The following is a 16,529-nucleotide window of genomic DNA, read 5'->3' on the forward strand; positions in this document are numbered from 1 at the left end:
AAAAAAAATCCTTCATTTATAACTCAGAAGCTTCTCCCTAAAAATAAATGCTGCGGCAAGCCCCGGACTCCACGAACGCCCGATCTTGACATGCATACGATATATCACTCCTCGGGTTAGTCACCAGGATGTAGGGAGGCCTGTTCGATGAATATTCAACTCACTGCGTTACACTATGTCTATCTGGCATTTATCGTCTTGATCATCGCCGTTATGATCCGGCGCAGGGACACCACCATCATCTGTGTCGCGGGTATTATGACCATTGGACTTCTGGCAACCGAAACCTTAAGCGGGTCAGCTGCTGGGATCTTCAGCAGTTTTATCTATGCAACAAAAGAATTGTTAAGTACAATCTTCATCATCTCGATTATTGTGGCGATGAGCCGTGTTCTGATCAGAACCGGCATTAATGAGGTCATGGTAACACCTGTCACCCGGTTTATCCGTTCTCCTCAGGTCGCATATTGGGGTATCGGATTGATCATGATGGTAGTATCGCTATTTTTCTGGCCATCCCCAGCAGTAGCTTTGGTCGGTGCTGTACTGCTTCCTGTAGCCGTGCGTGTAGGCCTTCCTCCGATTGGAGCTGCTATTGCCATGAACCTGTTCGGACATGGGATTGCACTGTCGGGAGATTACATTATTCAGGGGGCTCCCAAACTTACGGCTGATGCAGCCGGTCTACCCGTTACTTCTGTCATGACGGCCAGCATACCTCTGGTCATTGTCATGGGCACCGTATCTACACTTACAGCCTTCTGGATGCTGCGCAAAGAGATGAAATCAGGTTCACCTGTTCATTCCCCAAACGTTATATCAGGCACCGTGAGCACGGAACCTTCTTCCTCATCAGAGGCTGTGTCCACCTCCCTACCCACTGATCAGCCTGTTCAACATCAAGTCATGTCACCCCGTTTGCAAAAGGTGTTCGCTCTGCTTATCCCTCTGTTATTCGCAGTTGATGTGATTCTGATGTTTGTATTGAAGTTGCAAGGTGGTGACGCAACAGCTCTGATTGGCGGAACCGCTGTGGTCATACTGATCGCTGTTACCCTTGCCGCACATCGACATGCGGGACCAGAGGAAACGACCAACTATTTAATAGAAGGATTTCAGTTCGGTTTCAAGGTGTTTGGACCGGTTATTCCTATAGCCGCATTTTTTTATCTGGGAGATGCTGCGATTACGGAGTTGTTCATCAACCCTCTTCCTGAAGGTTCACACGGGATTGTGAATGATCTCGGGGTCGCACTTGCTGGACTGGTGCCATTAAATGATACGGTGGGCGCCATTACAATGACGGTGACCGGAGCAGTGACCGGAATGGATGGTTCGGGGTTCTCGGGGATTTCCCTGGTTGGCTCGATTGCGTCCATGTTTGCAGGTTCGGCAGATTCCGCACCTGTACTGACAGCACTCGGTCAGGTTGCAGCCATATGGGTAGGTGGCGGAACCCTAATACCATGGGCATTGATCCCTGCTGCTGCAATCTGCGGAGTCAGCCCTTTTGAACTTGCAAGACGCAACCTGAAGCCTGTACTGCTGGGACTTACGGTAACAACAATTGTAGCCATCTTTCTGATCTGACCAAAGGTCTAGACATTTTAAAAAGACGTGCGTGAACGCGCCCAGTTCCAGAGATCTTCACGTTTCATCTCGGCCAGATGCAGCATGTCCACATATGGATCTCCCTGTAATCCAAGTACAGAAGCAAAAGCAGGCTCCGTCTTCCACCCTGCCTGTTTCAGTCTGCGGATCTCACGGTGTCCCGCGTCTCCCCACAGTTGCAACAATCTCCACTCTACGATCATATGTAGGTATGCATTCTGCCTGTTAACTGGCACGGATTGGGCAAAAATCTCCACAGGCCAATGTCCCACTGGCAAATTACAAGTCACATAAGGACGTTGGTCTGGAAGATCCCCGCCACGAACACATTGAAACTCACCAACGGCTCCGATCTGACCATACATCTCAGCTTCAAAGGCATCCAGATCCGCTGCATAACACAGCAGATCCAGATCACTACCCGGAATATCAATATCAATCGGTACCGTTCCTGCTGGAAATGGGTGATAGTCAGCTAATATATCGAGCAATCCACTGCTCTGTAACACATGATACGCGTTCTGCTGACGTGCATTACCCGAAGCCAGATGTGCCATTACTTCTGCGGTAGTAATCATCTCCCCGTCTTGGGCCACAGTTAGTTTGAGCCTCCTGTAATGACCTGTTTCACACGTCCCACTTGACCGCTCGTCAGTCTTACTTTGATTCCATGTGGATGTGTCGGTGACTTGGTTAACAGATCCTTCACAATGCCACGTGTCAACTTGCCTGTAGCTTGGTCCTGCTTCAGCACAATGTCCACTTCAAGACCCGGTTTAATATTCACTCGTTGTTGTCCATTCATCATATTCACTCTCCTCTATGTTGTAATTCATATCTTGTATCAAGTAGCTCTTCATCACAAAGCTCCATCTATTGTAGACGTTTTGGTTTCAAAACAAAAGGGATACACACAACAACCTTCACTCGTGGTTTCATGTTTCATATCGTGATCAATATAAAGAAACCGCAGGTCTCTACATACCGAGGCCTGCGGTTTCTAATTGAATCGCAATCTTTAGGGCTTCACGTGCTTCAACGAAGAAGAAGGTGAAGTCCCATCTTTCGCAGCTTCACGTGCCTTCACAGCAAGCAGCTCGGACACCGTCACGAATCGATATCCCTGCTGCTGTAACTTCGGCAGGATTGTTTTGAGTGCAGTTACCGTATGGGACTTGCCTTCCACCTTATCGTGGAAGAGTACAATATCCCCATTGCGTGCGTTATTCAGTACTTTTTTAACAATGACCGATACACCTGGAGAAGCCCAGTCCCGTGTATCCTGATGCCAGGACCAGAGTACAATGGTATACCCTTTTTGTTTGGCAGCCTGAATGACCATGTCATTGTAATAACCGCCCGGTGGCCTGAACAACAAGGGGCGCTCCGCACCCGCTTCAATGATGGAACTTTCCGCTGCATTCATATCCTTCATGTACTTGTCCGCACTAGTTGATCGAACTGCATACGTGTGCGCATACGTATGATTGGCGATTTCATGCCCTTCGAGCTGTTCCTGCTTAATCAGTTCAGGAAATTTATCTGCCCATTTGCCAAGTACAAAAAAGGTTCCTTTGGCTTGGTATTGCTGAAGCAACGCCAGAATCTGCGGAGTCTGAATCGGATCTGGTCCATCATCAAAGGTCAGGGCGATGAGTTTATCCTGTGTGGGAACCTCCCACACGATCTCTCCTCGTTCCTCATAATACTGTCGGTTCTTCTGTACAGGCTTCGCATAGGCAGAACTGCTGCCCAGCGCAATAATTAGCGTGAACAATCCGATGAATCGGGCTGCCTTCAGGTTCATGTTGTGTCCTCACTTTGTCTTCATACGTAAACTCCCTGTTAGCATTTCCCGATTCACCCGAACTCATTAACGAAAGATCTGATCCACGACTGCAATTTCCTCAGCAGTTAATTCCACATTTAATGTTTGCAGATTGTTAATGACCTGCTCCGGTCGCTTGGCACCCGGAATCAATGCATCAATAGAAGGCTGAGTCAAGTACCAGGCCAGAACCAGATGAGCAACCTCAACATCTTTGGATTGAGCTATGCTGCGCAGTTGCTCAACTTTATCGAGATTGTCAATAAAAGCTTCACCTGTGAACAGCGGGTTCTTCGCCCGTCCATCCTGAAAGGTTGTATTGCGATTATATTTACCGCCCAGCAGTCCCGCAGCCAGTGGGAAGTAGGGCACAAAAGAAATGTTATGCTCAGCCGTATACGGCAACAGCTCTTTCTCCGCTTCTCTTTTGAACAGATTATATTCAGATTGCAGTACGTCTACATGCCCGTCCTTGTTGGCTTCACGCAACTGATCAATGGAGAAATTAGATACGCCAATGGCACGAATTTTGCCAGCGTCTTTCAATTGTTTTAACGTATCTACCGCTTCATCCTTAGGCGTATGTTCATCCGGAAAGTGGATGTAGAACAGATCAATGTAATCGGTTTGCAGACGTTTCAACGCCTCATCAACGGATGTTTTCAGAAAAGCAGGAGAGTTATCTATGACAATCTTGCCATCCACTAATTTGTGAGCTGCCTTGGTTGCAATGATGGTATTCTGCCGCTGACCAGTTTCCTTCAATACTTCGCCGATCAGTCGTTCGGAATGCTCCGGTCCATAGATGTATGCCGTATCCACAAAGTTAATACCTTGTTTCAAAGCTGTACGAACTACTTCCTTACCTGTCTCATCATTCAGCATGTCCGGATAGATATTATGTCCGCCTACTGCATTCGCACCCAGTCCAATAGGATTCACGATCAGATCTGTCTTGCCCAACCGAATTTGTTGTTCTGCCATGTCTCATCTCTCCTTCACTGATCTAATAAGTACAATTTAGTTGTAACGTCTTTCTTGTCCCATATTATATCAAACCGTTTAGCACATTTAAAATATCGGATTTATCGGGTTAGGTGTTTTTCAGCGCAGTCGCTTCAACGTCGTTAATAAACCGGCGCAATTTGGCAGCCACATCACGGGTGATTTCACCGTTTTCATACAGTTGTTGCACTGTATTACGCTGTTCCTGAATCGCCACCATCTGCAACTCCAATTTCTCCTGATTAAACGGATCTTCCGTTTTCCCTTGGTTCAAGGTTCGCAATTTGGCAATCACACGCTCATACTTGGCGATGACCGACAGAGCTACAATTCGATTCCCATCGTTCATATGGGCACGTATAGACTTAATTGCCGCTTCAGAGGTACGTAGCTTCACCTGACGGAACAGTTCTGCATTTTCAAGCATGAATGGTTGACTCGGCTTCTGGGATCGATTGGCGAACAGATGACCCAGCACACGCCCGATCTCGCTGATTGATGTCATAATCTGAGTGTCTGCGCGATTGGCCAGCATCATTTCCTTGCGATCCAGCCAGCTGTCACATTTGAAGGCCGCATCAGAAGCAATTGCATTTTCGTCCAGCATCACTTCGATTTCTTTACGCTCCGCACGAGTGGCAATCAGGTTAATAGCCGTTTCTTGTTTCTGAATATCTTTGCGTTTACCGGCGGTAAGCTGACCTGCGGCCTGCCTGATGTATTTGGACAAGTCGGAGACAACCGCGAGAGCCGCAGCTTTGTTCTCATCGTTCATTTCGGATTTGACAGCCCGTATTGCCGCATTCAGCATAATGTCATGTGCTTTTCGTTCTGACTTCTGCGGTGTTTCTTCTATGGATTTCCCATCGTCCTTGGCCAGAACCGGAAGAAACACGCTCGCAGCAATCAGGGAAAAGAGGATAACCCCTGCCGCTAGGAAAATAATCAGATCCCGCTCAGGGAAAGGTGATCCATCCTGAAGCACATAAGGAATGGAGAAGGCACCCGCCAATGTTACAGCCCCCCGCACCCCAGAGAGGGAAATGATCGTAATATCCTTGAATCTGGGCCTGCCAATTGAGGATTTGGTACGCAGCAATTCATTCCCTTGCCAGAACAGATAGATCCAGAGAAAGCGCAGAACCAGCAGTAACACCGAGATCAAGCCCACATATCCCAACACCTGCAGATTATTAAACGAAACATTTTCAAAAATGGTACTCAGCACATCCGGGACCTGTACACCCAGAATAACGAACACCAGACCATTTAGTATAAATAAAATGACTGACCATGTGCTCGCAGATACCACCTGCATTTTCAACTGAACCGATTCAGCACGGTCACGCTCAATGGCGTGGATAATACCGCCTGCCACTACCGCAAGAATACCTGATACCCCAATTTCTTCACTCACCAGATAGATGATAAATGGCGTCAGGATTTGCAGCAGCATGTGAATAGTTACATCTTCCATGCCCAGCCTGCGAATCCACATCCCAAGCCTGATTAACAGAAAAGATAACAATGCCCCGACGAGAAGTCCGCCAATAGCAATGAGAATAAAACTGAAGGTTGCCTGCGCCAGGGAAAACACACCTGTAACCGTGGCTGCAATGGCGAATTTGAAGGCGACCAAGCCGGATGCATCATTCATTAATGCTTCACCTTCAAGAAGCCTATGTATTCCTTTGGGCAAATGTACCCGCCCTGCCATGGCACCAACAGCCACAGCGTCTGTCGGGGACAATATGGCTGCAAGAGCAAAAGCAGCAGGTAACGGAATCGAAGGAATCAGCCAGTGAATGGCATATCCCGCCACGACCACCGTCACGAACACAAGTCCCAGCGCAAGCAGAAGTATCGGTGCACGGAGATTCCATAATTCATTCCTTGGTGTTCGTTTACCGTCGTTGTATAACAAAGGTGCGATGAACAGCACAAAGAACAATTCCGGATTCAACGGCAGGTGAACACCTGCGGGAAGCAAAGCTATAGCTACACCAAGCACGATTTGAATGAGCGGAATGGGAATAAAGGGTACAAACCGGTTCAGGATGTTCGATAAACCGATCAGTACCAGTAAGACAAGTACGGCAATAAATATTTCCATGATGACAATCCCTTTCCGCTATAGAGGTGGTGAAACCTTTGTTGTATAGGTTTATTTTAACATAATCCAACCTTTATTATAAAAATGTTGTCATATACATATACCCATTCAACTGGTCTCAGACCAGTCTGAATGAAAGAATTCTGATGAATTCTGTATATAAGATGTTACAATATGCTCAGGACAATACCCGTTTGGAAAGGAACTTGCATCTATGGCATTTGGAATTAAACGACAAGAGCTTGCTGCGTGGAAGGAACAAGTGGCTCGTGGTGAGATTGCGTACCTCACTCATTTCTGGATTGACAACCGATTCCCCGGTATCACCAGTGTCACCAAAGTTGGCTGCGCAGATCTGGAACGTCTCGAACGTTGGTGCAACCATCATGGGCTGGACCCGCGATACATTCATCGGCGGCAGCCATTTCCCCACTTTGACCTGATGGGCAGCAAACAAAAAGAAGTTTTGATCCAGAAAGGCTTGACGGATCATGTGGTTCGCTTTCATTTATAAACAAACTCAAAAACGCCAGTCTTCAAGGCTCACCCCTCCGCAATTAGGGACGAACTCATGAGGACTGACGTCTTCAAGGAATCAAGTCATATATGGACTACCGGTGGATCTGCTCAAACGACTTCATGTTCTCCAGCAGTTTCAGTTCAATTTTCTTCAGCATGCCAAACATCTGCTGTTGCTCCTCTTCGGAAAGTGCTTGCAACAATTCCCACGTCATTCGGCCGCGATTCGCATTAAGTGTCTTGGCAAGCTGCGCGCCTTCATCCGTTAAGGACAGCCACACAATTCTCCGATCTTCTTCACTGCGCACACGCTGGATCAACCCTTCCGTCTCCAGTTGATTCAGTACAATGGTGGTTGCGCCGGAAGACAAACTGAGTTGTCTGGCCACATCAACCGCCATGCAGCGTTTTTCACGTAAAATCATGCCCAATATATGACTTTTTGTCGGATTCAGTTTACAGTTGGTTTCGTTCTTCTGCTGCTGATCCAATACTTTATTTTTATATCTGAAGAAGGCCTCCAACAATTGATCTACATTTGCCAATTGAGAGTTTCGCTCCGTATCCGGGCTCATAAACGTTCCTCCTGCCTTTCATCATAACCTACCTTATATTGTAACATATTTACACTATGATGTTTGTGAAAAATACGCTTGCATTAGACACCCTTTACTCGACCGGAAGACTTGTGTTTTATTTTAGGTTTCACCTATTGCATTATGGCAACGGGTTTGTTTATAATAACCTATATCTTTAAAGTTACTTTTAGTTACTTAATGATTTTAATAAATCTGTTGTTATAAAGTAAATAAAGCGTCACCATTATAATGCAAGGGACTTATGCACATGAATCAGAATACACAATCACAATTAAAAACGGATGTTTGCATCGTCGGCGCTGGACCTGGCGGTGCTTTGCTTTCTTATTTACTGAATCAAAAAGGAATCTCCACGATGCTCATTGAGCGGCAGCCCCACCTGCACAAGTCGTTTCGCGGGGAGTTGCTCAATGTGGACGGCGAATCCATTTTAAATAAACACGGCCTCTATTCCCTCATCCAGGAACGCGGAGCGTTACTCTTGGAACAGATTCAGTATTGGGAGAACGGGCACATTATTTATACGGTATCACCGGGCAATGGAGAATCTCATGTTGGTATTCATGTACCCCAAGATCATCTCCTGGAAGCCATCGTATCGCATGCTCAGCAGCACAACTCAAATGAACAAGTACTGTTTAATACCATCATGACCGGTTTGCTACGAGACAAGAAAGGCCAGATCGTTGGTATTAACATTCGGCAGAGCGGCGTTCCTGCCTCCATTGAAGCATCTGTTATTGTCGGTGCTGATGGCAGATACTCTGCTGTACGCAAACATTCCGGTTTGACACCGGAGATTCGCAAGCACGGGTATGATCTGCTGTGGGCGCGCATTCCGGCACCTGTAGGTTGGGAACCCGCTGTTCGAATGGCCAGCATGGATGGGCAACAGCTCGCACTGTTCTCACAATTCGGCGGTTATGTTCAGATTGGATGGAACATCCCCGAAGGAGCTTACTCCAAGCTGCGAGAGCAACCGATAGCTCCATTTGTAGATAAACTTGTATCCGCATTTCCTTGCCTGTCTGATTCTGTAGCTGCCAACATTCAGAGCTGGAGTGATTTTGTTCTGTTATCTGTCGAAAGCAGCTATTGCCAGTCGTGGGCACAAGACAATGTTGTTCTCATCGGTGATGCCGCTCATACCATGACCCCAACCGGTGCGTTTGGACTTAATGCCGCGCTCGAAGATGCGGATGTGCTCTCGGAATTGCTTGTTCAAATGGCTGCAGATCAATTCAGTTCCACTGCACAACTTCAGAAACTTAAGACGATTCGCGGTGCAAAGGTACAGCAGCAACTTGCACGACAAGTGGAGATGGAATCCTCTTTCCAACAGCGTTATGAATCTTTTCTTTAAAACCCATTAAACCGGATATATGCCTACATGCCCAAACAGCCGATCACTTCATCATAGAGAAGAATCGGCTGTTTGGTTTGTTGGTTTATCTTTTTTATGTAATTCTGTATCCTTCTTCATTTTCGTTTGCGTGGAGCAAACGTGTCTTCTTTGGGTGCTCCTTCTTGTACAGTATCAACGTCCTTCGGATAGGATGAGATGTTATCTTTTTCATATAATGCTTTCTCCAGATTGCTTAAGCGGCGCAATACTTGTTTGCTTTTACGAACGATATATACAATACCAATAATCAGCAGGATCAACATCAGAATGAATATAACCATCTCCGGATAAAAGACAAATGACATGAATCCACCTCCTTTTGAAAACGATTTCTTTATCATTCTAACCCGAATGTGCCAAGATGTGAACCCGATTGGAAGTTCCGCTTGTGGAATAAGGACAAGATCACCTGACACAACGACATGATCTCAACTGCTCCAAAAGCAAAAAAAAGGTGGCCTCCCTGATCAGGATGACCACCTTAAACCTCGAATAAGAATCGAAGTCTGTTATTAATATCTTATCCTTCTCTGCCGTTCATGGCACTAACTCGAAGTTCCGTCAGAGGCAGAGACGACTGCTCTGGATGACGAAGTCTCACTGTTCGGCTCTCACCGGGGAGCAGATCGAAATAATTGTCACTGAATCGGACACGTCCAAGGGGAAGCTCCAGCTTCACCAATCGTGCAATCGCACCACTGGCCGTAACCGTAACAGACTGCTCCTCCTCGTTCACATGTACACTCAATTGAGACTCCGGCAATGTCACGTCTTTAGGATCACGTAAGAAGTACCGATTGATCGGCGCTGCAAACCCTTCGGATACCAACTCAACCATTACTTCCTCCGCATGTCTGCCCTGTAGCACCTCTGCCTCAGTTAATTCAGCAATACACAGTGAGGTTTGAGATGTTACTTCAACAGCATGTGTGCTCGAATAGATCTTCTCTCCATGCAATTCGTAGACATTGATCCGCAGCTGGCCTTTCATGACGTCCCGAGTATCATTCACAACCCACAACGCAAGCGGCTCCCCCGGCTCATGCTCCAGTGACAACAGAACAGGATGAAAGAATATTTTCCCATAATAAAAAGATGCCTTCGGCAGCAGTTCATAATCAATCATGGACCAGCTTGTTCCTGGCCAACTATCGTTCAATTGCCATACAAGCGCACCGCTGTTACGGTGATTGATGCGCCGGAAATGCTCAATTCCATATCGCAGCCCTTCCGCTTGAGTCAGCATGGAGTAGTTCATATACTCTTCTATATTTTGGGGAATGCCTGTGTAACCCTCCATTAGCAGAATACCTTTCTGGTGATTGGTATCTTTGTTACGATAGGCCATCTCCGGACTGCCCCAGTAAAACTGACCAGCGGGCATATTTTTCTCCAGTGTGTAACGATTGGCCGAGGCGTGCATACCAAATTCACTGCTGAACAGCGCATGATCCTTTTTATAATTTTTGAACGCTACACCTTCAATGCTGTAGTCCAGCAGCGGCGGCTCTCCATGCTTCCTTGGATAGACCGAACCATGCCATACCTGCCAGTTGTGGCGATCCCCGACATCGGGATCATTGGCGTCCTGACCGTTGCTGTCCCCGAACGGCGAAGAAGGCCAGTATGGACGAGACAGATCCAGTCGTTCCAGCACCTCAGGGATCAGCTCATGATAGATAAGTTCGCCGTAGAACGGGCTGGTAATATCTCCACTTGCCAACTTCATATCATAGAGCCAATCTATTTCATTATTCCCACACCAGATGGCAAGCGAGGCACGGTTACGCAGGCGCAGGACATTGTTTTCTACCTCTTGCCGTACATTATCCATGAAATCACGATTGAAATCCGGGAACAATGCGTTCGCGAATGCAAAATCCTGCCACACCAACACCCCTTGCCGATCACACTCATCGTAGAAGACATCCTTCTCATATATACCACCAGCCCAGACACGCAGCATGTTCATATGCCCTTCCACCGACAGCTCGACAAGCTCACGATACCGGGAGTTCGGGATGGCGCCAATCAGATGATCAGCCGGAATCCAGTTGGCACCCTTGGCATATACTTTGACTCCGTTCAGAATAAAAGTAAATGTATCTTCACCCCGTTCATTGTGAAGAGCCAGCTCAATCGTTCGTAACCCATAAGGCTCGCTATAACGATCCACCTCAACGCCATCTGCGTATAATGTAACCTCCAGCGTATACAGATACGGCTCACCCAGATCATGAGTCCACCATAACTGCGGTGACGTAACGTTTAATGTGGTATCCGCTTTCCCACCCTCTACGGGTAGTTCAGTGACACCTGCCACCTCGTGTCCGCTGCGATCCAACAGACGAACATTACAGGTCGCAACCACAGCCTGCTCACGTTTCTGTCTGCTACGGTAAGACAAGACCGACTTCACATCCGCCGTGACATGTAAGACAACCAGCTCTGAACTGACTGATTCCGTACAAGCATACACATTTTCCAGCTTGGCGATTGTTCGTTTTTCCAGCCGTACAGCACCCCAGATCCCCACCGTAACCATGCGTGGACCCCAGTCCCAGCCAAAGTTCATCGCTGCTTTGCGCAACCATGGCCGTTCCTTCGTATACGAGGACCAGTCAAAGGTTTCTTTGTCCCGGTGATGCAGGTGAAGCGGGTCAAACTTGACAGCAATCGCATTCCAGCCGCTGCGTACCAGAGACGTTACATTAAACGTATGTGACATAAGCATATTGGCCGTTTTCCCAACCTCATGGCCGTTGACATATACCGTTGCAAACGTATCCAATCCTTCGAACACCAATTCAAAGTGCTCCTCCGTCTCTGCATCTATCACCAGATTGAAGGTTGTGCGGTACCACCATTCCTTTTGCTCAATCCAGCGACTTTTGGCATCATTATGTCCGTAATAGGGCGGATCAATGATACTGCGCTCAACTAGTGCAGCGTGTACATCGCCAGGCACTTCAGCCCCAATCCAGAAACGGTCATCCAGTGCAGCAGCTGCCACATCCATTGCCCGCTTCTCTCCAACTTCAAAATGCTGTATCTTCCATTGTCCCGATAAATCCTGACTTGAACTATGGATCTTCATCAGTACGCCCTCACTCTCCAGGAAACCTGAGTAATACCATATCGAAAACGTTTGCAGAAATGCAAGGCCTGCTTCCTAATCTGCTCATTTCTAACTTCCCGAAGGCTTGAACGACAACGCCTCTTCGCGATATTCACTCGGGGTCTTGCCCGTATGTTTTTTGAACAGCCTGCTAAAATATTTCACGTCTTCGTAGCCGCTGATGGCAGCGACTTCACTGACCTTCGCTGGAGACACCGCGAGCATATCCATCGCTCTTCGTATACGCATATCGGTGACAAAATCTCCGAAGGTCACACCCATTTCTTTTTTAAACAGTTCACTGAGGTGACCGGGATGCAAATGAACATGTCCAGCTACCAGCTGCAAATTAATATCGTGTGCCAATGATGATTCAATATAACCAATAGCCTTTTGCACATGGGCAGCCTGTCCCTGACCCATTCGGCTATGATAGACATGCATCAGACCATACAGATGCTGGAACAACATATCCCCAAGATCTACAGGTTCGGCATCCGGTTCGGGCATCCAGGGTTCGAGCCTTGCGGTTTCTTCACGCCCTGTAGCTCGCATTGTGCGGGTAAGCCAGCGATGACCTGCAATGACCGCTGAGTGCAGACAAGCACTGAACGATTCTGGTGTGACCTCCGGTTCTGTAATCAGATTAGCCACAAGTTCTCGCGTCCATGTCGTTAACGTGACTGAATCATTATCCAGCAATAATGTGCCAAGTGTGGTCTCCTCTTCGTGTGTAAGTACAGTTTTACCACCTTGGCGATCCTGAACGTGCTCATAATGCCATACTTTATAATCCATCAAACCCCGATATCGGAATGCAGTTGAAGCAGTTCTGTAGCTTTCGTGCAGATCTGCATATCCACGCACAGGCAGACCTACCGCTGCGCGCAGGGTGCACTTCAGTAATTGCTCCAGCCGACGTAATGCACTCTCCAGCCTGAACGGATATTCCTGATCCACAGACGGCCATGAAACTACACAGATAATTTGCTGTTTCTCTACATGAGCAATGGCACCAGGTAGCATATCCTCCAGGGTATTCTGCATCGCAAATCGTAATAGCGCGTCCGAGGATTGATCCCAACCCTCTGCTCGAAGAACAATGACTTGTCTGAGAATCTGTTCATCATCAAGGCCATCAACCGCTGCCTCTAGTCCAGCATCAGATCGCAAAAATGAAGGAAAATGACCCGAAGCGGTGTCACCATCAATGATCCACCCGGCAAATAACCGCTCCCGATTCTCCCGCATAAGCTGTCCCTCTCTGGACTTCTCTGCCCAACGTTCCGTGATTCGCTGTTTGGCCTGTAATACGGTCTTGATGATCTCTTCCGGCTTACTTGTTTTGAGCAGATAATCTGTAACACCTTGGCGAATCGCCTGTTGGGCATAAGAAAAGTCATCGTATCCGGACAAAATAATGACCTCCAGCTCAGGTAACAATCGCAGTCCCTCTTCTGCCAGTTCCAGCCCTGATCTGCCTGTCATCCGAATATCCGTCATCAGGATATGCGGACGTTCCTCGGCCATGCGTGTTAACGCCTCCTCTGCCGAGGCAGCAGGTTGAAGAAGTTCAATTCCGAGTTCATGCCAAGCGATAACGCTGGCAAGCCCTGTACGGATAATCACTTCATCATCAACAATTAATAGTCTCATGGCGAACCCTCCAAGATTGGAATGGAAAACGAAATCCGGGTACCTCCTCCAACCCTGCTGTCTACTTCAAGCTGTGCATCCGCTCCATAATGGAGCAGCAGTCTCTCATTCACATTGCAGAGCCCATAACCGCCTTGGTTTAGCTTTTTTTTCGGCTGTTTTCCCTTCCATTCCCTAATACTTATCCTTAATTGTTCCAGCCTGTCCGGCTCCATGCCGACACCATCATCCAGCACCAGCACATTCATCTGTTCATTATCCGGGTCCTTGCGAATCATTATGGTGATAGTACCCATGCCTGCTTTGGGCTGAATACCATGAATCATGGCGTTCTCAACAAGCGGTTGCAGCAATAGCTTCAGCATCATTCGCTTCTCAAGCGCTGGATCTACGATATAATGCAACACAAATTGATCAGGGAAACGAATCGACTGCACACGCACATAATGGCGAATATGAGCAATCTCCTGTTCCACAGGGCAGTAATCCTGACCATTATTCAAGCTGATACGCAGAAAATCACTCAGGCCCTCAACCATATCCGCGATCCGCTTCTCTTCAGACATCAAGGCAATCCAATGAATTGAAGAGAGTGTGTTATACAGAAAGTGCGGGTTAATCTGCGCCTGAAGCACCCGAAGATCCGCTTCTTTTTTGCGAGCTTCACCGCGAATAACCTCTTCCTTCAATAACTGAATATGTGCACCAAGCAGATTATAACTCTCCCCAAGCCTGCCAATCTCGTCATCACTTTCGGACCGGAACAGCGGAAGAGGACGTTCCGGATCAATTCGGGACAGATGCCGGGTAAGCACGCGAAGCGGCCTCGTCACACGCCGTACCGTAAACCAGACCAAGCCAGCACTGATCGCAGCAGACATGGCAACGGCGCAACCGGTCAGAATAAGAATGTACCGATTCTCGGACTTGTACTGGTCGTAAGGGACTGTTCCAACCAACGTCCACCCCGTCAATTCTTCCGGATAATAGAGCAATGTCCGTTTATCGTCACCACTGCCATATGTGGTTGTTCCGCTACCGCCATCCTGAATTAACGTTGTGACTCCTGGTTCGACCTGCTCCAACTTAAGTCCAAGCCGGGATTTGTCCATTGAAGACAGAATCTCTCCAGAACTGCCGATGAGCTCCAGTCTGCCTTGCCCTCTGCCTAATCCCAGAGCGGCCCATCCCTTAGATATGGCCTTCTCATCCAGACTAATGGCTAACCAGCCGATGGGTCGATAATCATGGATACTGCGGATTGGCCGAACCAATGTGATCACATTTTGTATACCCGCATAATTCTGGACCAGATATACCCCCGTCCATTTTTTCACTGCTTCTCCGTTCGGTACCAGTGGATAAGATAAGCTTGAATTATTGTATTCATACCAGGTAGCCGTAGACAATGTAGCATCGAATCGGCTTGGATATATGGCGATGTTCGCAATATATTTCTTGGAAGCAGCCAGATTGGTCATCCTGCCCAGGATATCCACCCGGTCCAGCTCATGATCTTCATTGTGGCTAAGATACTGCTGGATGTCCCGTTCTCCAATCAGAAAAATCGATAGGTTCTCGGCATCTTGCAGCATATAACGAAGATTTGCTTCCACCTGTTTTAGCGTATCCATGCCGGACAGTTTTGTTTTTTGCTCTGTAATGCGGGAAGAGATCAGAAAGGCGAACAGACCCAAGGCCAGCAATGGCACAATCATTGAAGCAGTCACGACGACCGATAGCTTCCTTTGTAACGAAGATGTGAGCCAGCGTGCCAAACGTTTCTCCTCCTCTGGATGCGCTTTCGCTTATCCTTTGACCGCTCCGGCTGTCATGCCTTTCATAACCTGTTCCTGGAATATGAGATACAAGATAATGGTTGGAATGACCGAAAGTGTCATGGCGGCAAGTGTTAAGCCGTAATCGGTTTGATACCCATCCGCAAAGTTCGCAATGGCCAGCGGTAACGTTTTCAATCCGGTTTTGTTGATGAATACAAGCGCAAATGAAAAGTCATTCCACGCATGCAAGAAACTCAGGATCGTAACCGTAGACAACGCAGGGACGGACATCGGTAACATGATCCGGGTAAACAGCCCCCAAAGTCCTGTTCCATCAATGAAAGCTGCCTCTTCAATATCACGTGGAACACTTGTCAGATAAGCAGTAAGCACAAAAATAGCCGTAGGCAATGCAAAAGCCGTATAAGGTAATATTAATGCCCAGTACGTATTTAGCAGGGACATCTGTTTCATTAAAATAAATAAGGGGACAAGTGTACTATGGATCGGAATGAGCATACCAACAACAAAAAAGGTCATGATTAACCCTTTCCAGCGAAACTGGAAACGAGCCAGGATGAATGAAGCAAGCGCTGCAATGAACAGCGTCAGAATAAGTGACCCCACCGATACGATTAGTGAATTGCCAAAAGCAGTCCCTAGCCTGGAGCTTTCCCATGCATTGCTGAAATTGGCAACATTCCAGTTTTCCGGCAGACCAAAGGGCCTGCTATAGAAATCTTCATTTGTTTTGAATGCACTAATCACGAGCCAGTAGAACGGATACAATGTTAAAATACCATAGACCGTTAGCAGCGTCCAAACAATTCCGCTACGTAGGCGGCGAATCGGATGGCCCGAGCTGCTTCGTGGTGATGGCATGGATACAGGTGT

14 protein-coding genes are annotated in these 16,529 nt (G+C 47.5%); 3 read left to right on the plus strand and 11 right to left on the minus strand.

The window, feature by feature from the left end:
- Positions 1 to 147 precede the first annotated feature (147 nt).
- Positions 148 to 1,590 carry a membrane protein gene (locus D829_RS0112855; protein ID WP_017689307.1) on the plus strand — a complete coding sequence of 481 codons (1,443 nt, stop codon included), beginning with the start codon at positions 148 to 150 and terminating at the stop codon, positions 1,588 to 1,590.
- Positions 1,591 to 1,607: 17 nt separating this feature from the next.
- Here the strand turns inward: D829_RS0112855 and D829_RS30960 are convergent, their stop codons facing one another.
- From D829_RS30960 to D829_RS0112880, 5 genes are all read right to left on the minus strand, one after another.
- A complete protein-coding gene (locus tag D829_RS30960; RefSeq protein WP_017689308.1) occupies positions 1,608 to 2,207 on the minus strand; it encodes a DUF4269 domain-containing protein in 600 nt (199 codons plus the stop codon).
- Between the two features lie 2 nt (positions 2,208 to 2,209).
- Positions 2,210 to 2,416 (minus strand): YwbE family protein, encoded by a 207-nt coding sequence (locus D829_RS0112865; protein ID WP_026081155.1) that lies wholly within the window; start codon positions 2,414 to 2,416, stop codon positions 2,210 to 2,212.
- 213 nt (positions 2,417 to 2,629) lie between these two features.
- A complete protein-coding gene (locus D829_RS0112870) occupies positions 2,630 to 3,418 on the minus strand; it encodes a polysaccharide deacetylase family protein (RefSeq protein WP_017689310.1) in 789 nt (262 codons plus the stop codon).
- A 66-nt stretch (positions 3,419 to 3,484) separates the two neighbouring features.
- Positions 3,485 to 4,423 (minus strand): aldo/keto reductase, encoded by a 939-nt coding sequence (locus tag D829_RS0112875; RefSeq protein WP_017689311.1) that lies wholly within the window; start codon positions 4,421 to 4,423, stop codon positions 3,485 to 3,487.
- 109 nt (positions 4,424 to 4,532) lie between these two features.
- Positions 4,533 to 6,557, minus strand: coding sequence for a Na+/H+ antiporter (locus D829_RS0112880; RefSeq protein ID WP_017689312.1), 2,025 nt, complete (start codon positions 6,555 to 6,557; stop codon positions 4,533 to 4,535).
- A gap of 214 nt (positions 6,558 to 6,771) precedes the next feature.
- Here D829_RS0112880 and D829_RS0112885 point away from each other — a divergent pair, with 214 nt between their 5' ends.
- Positions 6,772 to 7,071 (plus strand): hypothetical protein, encoded by a 300-nt coding sequence (locus D829_RS0112885; RefSeq protein ID WP_017689313.1) that lies wholly within the window; start codon positions 6,772 to 6,774, stop codon positions 7,069 to 7,071.
- Positions 7,072 to 7,168: 97 nt separating this feature from the next.
- Here the strand turns inward: D829_RS0112885 and D829_RS0112890 are convergent, their stop codons facing one another.
- Positions 7,169 to 7,651, minus strand: a complete 483-nt coding sequence (locus D829_RS0112890; protein ID WP_017689314.1) for a MarR family transcriptional regulator — start codon at positions 7,649 to 7,651, stop codon at positions 7,169 to 7,171.
- 271 nt (positions 7,652 to 7,922) lie between these two features.
- On the opposite strand from D829_RS0112890, the gene D829_RS0112895 reads away from it, so the two are divergent.
- A complete protein-coding gene (locus D829_RS0112895; RefSeq protein ID WP_017689315.1) occupies positions 7,923 to 9,038 on the plus strand; it encodes an FAD-dependent monooxygenase in 1,116 nt (371 codons plus the stop codon).
- A gap of 116 nt (positions 9,039 to 9,154) precedes the next feature.
- Here D829_RS0112895 and D829_RS30965 read toward each other — a convergent pair whose 3' ends face one another.
- The 5 genes from D829_RS30965 to D829_RS0112920 all read right to left on the minus strand — a co-directional run bounded on the left by D829_RS30965 (position 9,155) and on the right by D829_RS0112920 (position 16,517).
- Entirely contained in the window at positions 9,155 to 9,385 is a 231-nt protein-coding gene (locus D829_RS30965; RefSeq protein ID WP_017689316.1) for a hypothetical protein, read from the minus strand.
- Positions 9,386 to 9,600: 215 nt separating this feature from the next.
- Positions 9,601 to 12,177, minus strand: a complete 2,577-nt coding sequence (locus D829_RS0112905; RefSeq protein WP_017689317.1) for a glycoside hydrolase family 2 protein — start codon at positions 12,175 to 12,177, stop codon at positions 9,601 to 9,603.
- Between the two features lie 90 nt (positions 12,178 to 12,267).
- Positions 12,268 to 13,854, minus strand: a complete 1,587-nt coding sequence (locus D829_RS0112910) for a helix-turn-helix domain-containing protein (protein ID WP_017689318.1) — start codon at positions 13,852 to 13,854, stop codon at positions 12,268 to 12,270.
- Positions 13,851 to 15,632: a sensor histidine kinase gene (locus D829_RS0112915; protein WP_017689319.1), complete on the minus strand. Its 1,782-nt coding sequence runs from the start codon at positions 15,630 to 15,632 to the stop codon at positions 13,851 to 13,853. Before D829_RS0112915 ends, D829_RS0112910 begins: the two co-directional genes overlap by 4 nt.
- Positions 15,633 to 15,662: 30 nt before the next feature.
- Positions 15,663 to 16,517, minus strand: a complete 855-nt coding sequence (locus D829_RS0112920) for a carbohydrate ABC transporter permease (RefSeq protein ID WP_164783106.1) — start codon at positions 16,515 to 16,517, stop codon at positions 15,663 to 15,665.
- Positions 16,518 to 16,529 lie beyond the last annotated feature (12 nt).

The sequence above is a fragment of the Paenibacillus sp. PAMC 26794 genome (assembly GCF_000316035.1).
Lineage (GTDB): Bacteria > Bacillota > Bacilli > Paenibacillales > Paenibacillaceae > Paenibacillus.

Coding starts and splice junctions, on each gene's coding strand:
- D829_RS0112910 (WP_017689318.1), bottom strand. CDS start 13,854: ATGAGACTATTAATTGTTGATGATGAAGTGATTATCCGTACAGGGCTT.
- D829_RS0112865 (WP_026081155.1), bottom strand. CDS start 2,416: ATGAATGGACAACAACGAGTGAATATTAAACCGGGTCTTGAAGTGGAC.
- D829_RS0112855 (WP_017689307.1), top strand. CDS start 148: ATGAATATTCAACTCACTGCGTTACACTATGTCTATCTGGCATTTATC.
- D829_RS0112870 (WP_017689310.1), bottom strand. CDS start 3,418: ATGAACCTGAAGGCAGCCCGATTCATCGGATTGTTCACGCTAATTATT.
- D829_RS0112875 (WP_017689311.1), bottom strand. CDS start 4,423: ATGGCAGAACAACAAATTCGGTTGGGCAAGACAGATCTGATCGTGAAT.
- D829_RS0112895 (WP_017689315.1), top strand. CDS start 7,923: ATGAATCAGAATACACAATCACAATTAAAAACGGATGTTTGCATCGTC.
- D829_RS0112920 (WP_164783106.1), bottom strand. CDS start 16,517: ATGCCATCACCACGAAGCAGCTCGGGCCATCCGATTCGCCGCCTACGT.
- D829_RS30965 (WP_017689316.1), bottom strand. CDS start 9,385: ATGTCATTTGTCTTTTATCCGGAGATGGTTATATTCATTCTGATGTTG.
- D829_RS0112890 (WP_017689314.1), bottom strand. CDS start 7,651: ATGAGCCCGGATACGGAGCGAAACTCTCAATTGGCAAATGTAGATCAA.
- D829_RS0112885 (WP_017689313.1), top strand. CDS start 6,772: ATGGCATTTGGAATTAAACGACAAGAGCTTGCTGCGTGGAAGGAACAA.
- D829_RS0112880 (WP_017689312.1), bottom strand. CDS start 6,557: ATGGAAATATTTATTGCCGTACTTGTCTTACTGGTACTGATCGGTTTA.
- D829_RS0112905 (WP_017689317.1), bottom strand. CDS start 12,177: ATGAAGATCCATAGTTCAAGTCAGGATTTATCGGGACAATGGAAGATA.